Below are 5702 nucleotides of genomic sequence, written 5' to 3'. Positions count from 1 at the left end.
ACGAATATCGGTTCTGTCACCTGGTCTCAGCTCGTTTTCGTCAAGGTATATGTGAACAAGCTTTGTTTCTTTCTTTTGCTCTACAAACACGTCTTTAAGGTCGAACCAATCCAGCATGTGTTCGGGCAAAAGACATTCTGCAAGGAGTCTATACTTTTCCATATTTATCCGTTCTTTGACTTTATAAACGGACAATATAGTGTTTTTATTGTACTACGATATCCACACACTTTTTCCAGTGGTCCAAATATTCGGACTATTGGCAATGATGTTGGTTGGCACCAACATCTCGGGCAAGAAAAATCGGTATTGTAGCTTCTGCAATAGGGCTTCTAATGCATAAGGAACCTAGAACTGCATTTGAAAAAGAAGAGAATGTGGTTAAAGGTTTGGCAAATAAGCAAAATTCAGATGGTGGTTGGCCTTATATTTCTAATTCCCAAAACGAATCTAATGTCGAGGCTACATGTTGGGCATTGCTAGCTTTGCATGCCTATAATGAGAATAGGCAATATGATGAAATAATATCTTGTGGTACAAAATGGCTTCTGGGACAAAATCCATCGAGAAAGGATGATCAAGGATGGCCTTTTAGAGAAAAAGAAGAGCCGAGAGTCTATATAACCTGCTTTGTATTGAGAACTTTATGTGTTCTTAATATGAAAGATGATGCAAGAGTTGAAGCTGCTATTCATTGGTTGATAAATATACAGAATAAAAATGGTGGTTGGGGAGAAGTTATTGGAGACGAGCCAAGTGTTTTCTTTACTTCTTATGCTCTATTGACATTATCGGAATTGGCAGGTAACACTCAGCGAAGTTTCAATGAGAGTATTTATAATGGAAAGAAATGGTTGATGTCTTCTATGAAAGACTTGTCTTTAGAGGCTTCCTTTCTTAATTGTCGTCTGGAGATGATTGAATCAGAAAATCAAGGTAACAAATATAGGGTGTCGTTTTTCCATTATGTACTTCCTTGTGTAGTCTTATGTTACGATAAATTAGGAATACATAATAAAGTGCTTTTTGACTCCATAAAGTTATTGATGGATAGAAGTAAAGGGGGTATAGTGGAGCATCCAATGCTTGATAGCTCTAAGAAACGCCCAATATGGGCTCTCTATGGTGTATTCCTGGCTTTATCAAGTATTGTTTCTGTTAATAGCTCTGATAAACTAATGTTTGTCTTCTTGAATCATATATATAAGATTCCTAGTAATCGGGTTACAAGATATTTGATAAAAGTAGCTAATAGATGGGTTCTATCTGCTATTGTTATCACATTAATCATTTATTTTGGTGGAGCTGTTGCCGTAAAAATATGGAATATCTTATATGATTATTTTGCTAGTCAGGTTTCACCAAATTGGGCTACTTTCTGTATGTCTGTTATTACTTCTATAATAGGTACAGTTATTATAAATAAAGTAGTGAAGTTTAAGAAAAAGATTTTGAGTTTATTCTATAAATGAAAGTATCGATTATAACAAGTTGTTACAACCGTGAGAAGACAATTCGTGGTTGTATAGAGAGTGTGTTGGCTCAGGATTATCCTGACATTGAGTATATCATTGTGGATGGTGCTTCCAAGGATCATTCTGTAGAGATTATCAAGGATGCCATTGCTGGTCATGAGGACAAGGTGAAGTTTATCTCTGAGCCTGACCATGGCATGTATGAGGCTATCAACAAGGGTATAAGAATGGCAACGGGAGATGTTATTGCTCTTTGTCATTCTGATGACTTTATGTACGCCAAAGATACGGTCTCACACGTTGTGAAGAAGATGGAGGAGACGGATTGTGATTTCCTCTATGCGGATGGTATTTTTGTGAATGAGCAGAATACCAGCAAGGTGGTGAGAAAATGGATTGGCGGCAAGTTTGCCCGGTGGAAGGTGAGATGTGGTTGGTTGCCTCTGCATCCTACTTGCTATATTAAGCGAGATGTGATGATGAAATGTGGACTCTACGATGAAAGCTATAAGATAGCTGCTGATACCAACCTGTTGGTGAACTATCTGTATAATTGCAATCTTAAGGTGGCTTACCTCCCTGAGTTCGTGACGAGAATGCGTATGGGCGGTATGAGTACTGATGCTTCAAAGCGCAAGAAGGTCTGGGATGAGGATATCAGAGTTTATACTGGATATGGCTTTAAGCCAGTGACATTGACTAAGCTGATGAAAATGGCATGGAAGGTGCCACAGTTCATCAAGGCTAAGTTTATGTAAACTTATTACTGAGAACGGTGTTCGCCAGGGCCAGGGCCGAGTTTGCGGTCTATTGCATCAAGGATTCGCCAAAGGATGAGGCGAAGATATTGATATAGATGTTTCATGATTCTTGTTTTATAAAAACGTAGAAGAATGCATAATATTGTATTGGAGGAAACTTTCCAACCAGATTACATTTTTTCTTTTCTGAGATATTGTCTCGGAAATAAAGGGAATATGAGTAATGTGGTTGCTGGCATGGATTGGCAGCAACTGTATTCTTTTGCTTCTAAACAAACAATTCTCGGACTCTGTTTCGACGGCATTGAGCAACTTGGAAAGGAATATCCAGATGAATTGAGACACAATCCTATCAGACCAAAGCTATTGATGAGTTGGATGGGTAAGTCACAGCAGATTTGCCGACAGAATATGAAGGTGAATATGGTGGCAGCTAAGCTCTATGCTATGCTTAGAAAAGAAGGATTGAGATGTTGCATATTGAAAGGACAAGGTAATGCGCTGATGTATCCGAATCCTTATTCACGCACTTCTGGAGATATTGATGTATGGGTGAATGCAAGTCGTGAAATGATAACGGAATACGCCAAGAAGCATTTTAATCTGAAGGATGATATAAGGTATCATCATTTAGAGACAGTGATGGATGGTGTACCTGTGGAACTGCATTTCTTCCCCGGTGTGATGAATAATCCTATATATAATGTACGTTTACAGAGGTGGTTTAGGCGGAATGCGGATCTGCAATGTTCCAACGTGGTGAGTTTGCCGGATGGGGCAGGGGAGATTGCCGTGCCTACTACGTCTTTCAACGTGATTTATCAGTTATCCCATCTGTATCATCATTTCTTTGATGAGGGGATTGGAATGAGGCAAATCATTGATTACTACTATATAGTGATTAATGATGAGTTATTGGTGGTTAGGGATGCTTTGCAGAAGGAATTGAAGCATCTTGGATTGTGGAAGTTTGCTGGGGCTGTGATGTATGTGCTGCATGAAACCTTAGGACTACCTGAGGAGAAGATGATAGTTCCGATGGATGAGAAGCGTGGAAGCCTACTGCTGTCAGAAATAATGGATGGCGGCAACTTCGGCACGCACTTCACTAAGTATGGTCGTTTCACACAGCAAGGAATGGCAAAGAAGTATTTCCTGAAGATATGGCGAAACATGCACTTCGTGAGATACTATCCAGCAGAGGCATTAAGTGAACCAATCTTCAGAACATGGCATTTCTTCTGGAGAAAGAAAAACAAGAAATAATAATATGTGGTGGATATTAATTTTAGGAATATGGGGCATACTGTTATTGTTCTATGTCATCAAGATGGCAATAACAGAAGCCAAGGAGGAAACAAACGATATAGAACGAGCAAGTAGAAAAAATGCTAGTTAATAATGGAGAATTAGAGTTATGAGTGAAAAGCTATCAAACTTGATAAATAAATGTCTACCTTTATATAAAGGAAGAGAAGCATGTGATAATTGTGTAAATAATAAGAAATCATTAGTGTCCCGTTAAAATCGGGACAGTTAAATATTAATCAAATAACCCCGGAAAGAGGGGACAATCGAGTTCTTTGAAATTATTGATATCTGTCCTTTCGAAGAGATTAACGAGTGGTGTCTTATCCATAAGAGAAATGCTTAGAATCTGAAGAACCACATAAGTCTATTGCTTAAGTTGCAAATCATGTTGTATGATAGCAACAAGGCAATAGGCTATAATTGCCGATGAGATTTGATGTGCTTTTACTCATGTTTCTTTATGGCTTGTTCCATCATATAGAAAGCAAAGTCTTCAAAGATACATAATATGCCCTAAATTGAGTACTAACGAATCTGTTAAAAAGAATTATAGTTATGTCTGTAGCGTCAACATTATATGGTTACCATGTTCAATATCTCTATACATTGTATAGGATGTTGGAATCAGCTGATTCTAAAGAGGTCTTTGTGCCAGAAGGAAGAGAAGACTTAGACATATATTATTGTGACCAAATTATTGAAACCGTACAAGTGAAGTGTTATTCTGGGACAATCGGGTATTCTGATCTATTTTCCAAGGCAAAATCCACTTCTTTGTTTTCTCGAGGTAAGGATAGTTTAGATGAGAATTCTGATGTTAAAATCTCGTTTGTGGCGGTTGGACATGGTAATGACAAAGGAATTATTTCTGATAAACTGACCAAGGATTCCTCTCTTGTAAAGATGCTTAAAAAAAGAGGATTCTCTGCATTTGGATTATGCTTTCTCCAAGAAACTTGCTTCTAAAATAATGTGGCAATCTAAATCTGAAGCAGAGTTGGACGATTTTGTAGAAACTGCATTAAAGAAAAGGTTCCCATCAATAGATCCTTCTATAGTAAAGAATTACTTGGTTCAGTGGGTATGTTATCTTGTGATAAATAAAAAGTCTGCTACTTATGACGATTTATGTTGCCAGGTAGGGCGGATTATTGTGTTTACTGTGCGCCAGAAGGAATTCTTCTCTCAATTTGGACTTACTGTAATTCCTCTTTTTCAGTCAGATTATCAAGAAGATGCTAATACTGAAACATCCTATTATCAGGGTGTATCTGCAAAGGAAATACATATTGCTAAAAATTATGATGTAGTAAGGGAAGAAAAGTTGCAACAACTGTATGAGAAGCTGAAAGACAATAATCTCGTTTTCATAACGGGTATATCAGGTTCTGGTAAAAGTAGTTTGGCTTATCGTTTTTTGAAGATTTGTGATACACCTTTACGCTATGAGATTAAATATTTAAATCAGAATAACATATCGCAGATTATTGCTACTATCAAAGATATTTCTAAAGGCTTGAAGAGTGAAGCTTTTGTTTATTTAGATGTGCAGCCATACGATACTTCATGGGTTCAACTGATAAATGAAATAGAGAATACTCCCTATGTCAAATGCATAGTTACAATCCGGCAGGATGATTGGAATAGGTGTTTCAACAAGGTTAACACAAATCTCCATTATTCTACTCTTGCTGTAGATTTAACTGAATTTGAGGTTAAGGATATTTTTGATCATCTGTGTGAAAGAGGTTTATGCCGTTTTGAAATATTTGAAGATGCTTGGAATGATTGTGGACACCCTCAAACATTACTTGAATATGTGTATTACTTGACACAGGGTGTTCCTCTAAGAGCAAGAATCTCAGAACAGATAGACAGTCTGGATAGTGTAAATGCCTCACTTCTTCAGTATGTATCTGTATCAAACCTTTTACGGGGAAATGTTTCTGAGGATGCCATTCGGAACTTGTGTCATCTTTCTCCTATGTTATTGTCTCGATGTATTGGGCAAATGAAAGGTGAATTCTTGGCTCATCCGATAAAGTCCGTGGCATCCCTACCCAAATATATCAACGATACATGATAGATTTTCCGTAAAGATGTTTACCTTTGCTGTATGAAAAATGATGTCAGCATTAATATGTACAAGGGACTT

General features: G+C 37.5%; 5 protein-coding genes and 1 pseudogene. 5 read left to right on the top strand and 1 reads right to left on the bottom strand.

Annotated features, from left to right (window positions below; translation table 11 throughout):
* Positions 1–275 precede the first annotated feature (275 nt).
* From CHL74_RS14670 to CHL74_RS14660, 3 genes are all read left to right on the top strand, one after another.
* A complete protein-coding gene (locus CHL74_RS14670; RefSeq protein ID WP_141241355.1) occupies positions 276–1472 on the top strand; it encodes a prenyltransferase/squalene oxidase repeat-containing protein in 1197 nt (398 codons plus the stop codon).
* Complete coding sequence (locus CHL74_RS14665) at positions 1469–2233, top strand: glycosyltransferase family 2 protein (protein WP_094881921.1); 765 nt, start codon at positions 1469–1471, stop codon at positions 2231–2233. The genes CHL74_RS14670 and CHL74_RS14665 overlap by 4 nt, the downstream gene beginning before the upstream one ends.
* Before the next feature lie 135 nt (positions 2234–2368).
* Positions 2369–3502, top strand: coding sequence for a nucleotidyltransferase family protein (locus tag CHL74_RS14660; protein WP_094881920.1), 1134 nt, complete (start codon positions 2369–2371; stop codon positions 3500–3502).
* A gap of 277 nt (positions 3503–3779) precedes the next feature.
* On the opposite strand, the pseudogene CHL74_RS14655 reads toward CHL74_RS14660, so the two are convergent.
* A pseudogene (locus tag CHL74_RS14655) lies at positions 3780–3983 on the bottom strand (IS4 family transposase); the annotation flags it as partial.
* Between the two features lie 179 nt (positions 3984–4162).
* On the opposite strand from CHL74_RS14655, the gene CHL74_RS14650 reads away from it, so the two are divergent.
* Positions 4163–4513 (top strand): hypothetical protein, encoded by a 351-nt coding sequence (locus tag CHL74_RS14650; protein ID WP_094881919.1) that lies wholly within the window; start codon positions 4163–4165, stop codon positions 4511–4513.
* A 4-nt stretch (positions 4514–4517) separates the two neighbouring features.
* The gene (locus CHL74_RS14645) at positions 4518–5630 is read left to right on the top strand and encodes a hypothetical protein (protein WP_094881918.1); all 1113 of its coding nucleotides are present in this window, start codon (positions 4518–4520) and stop codon (positions 5628–5630) included.
* The last annotated feature ends 72 nt before the right edge of the window (positions 5631–5702 follow it).

Origin of the sequence: Prevotella sp. 885 (assembly GCF_002265625.1) — a bacterium.
GTDB lineage: Bacteria > Bacteroidota > Bacteroidia > Bacteroidales > Bacteroidaceae > Prevotella.
The sequence above is the reverse complement of the archived record's forward strand: the minus strand, read 5'-3'. Positions and strand labels throughout refer to the sequence as shown.

Excerpts from the sequence above, each read along its gene's own strand:
- CHL74_RS14645 (WP_094881918.1), top strand. The coding sequence starts at position 4,518 with ATGTGGCAATCTAAATCTGAAGCAGAGTTGGACGATTTTGTAGAAACT.
- CHL74_RS14660 (WP_094881920.1), top strand. The coding sequence starts at position 2,369 with ATGCATAATATTGTATTGGAGGAAACTTTCCAACCAGATTACATTTTT.
- CHL74_RS14665 (WP_094881921.1), top strand. The coding sequence starts at position 1,469 with ATGAAAGTATCGATTATAACAAGTTGTTACAACCGTGAGAAGACAATT.
- CHL74_RS14650 (WP_094881919.1), top strand. The coding sequence starts at position 4,163 with ATGTTGGAATCAGCTGATTCTAAAGAGGTCTTTGTGCCAGAAGGAAGA.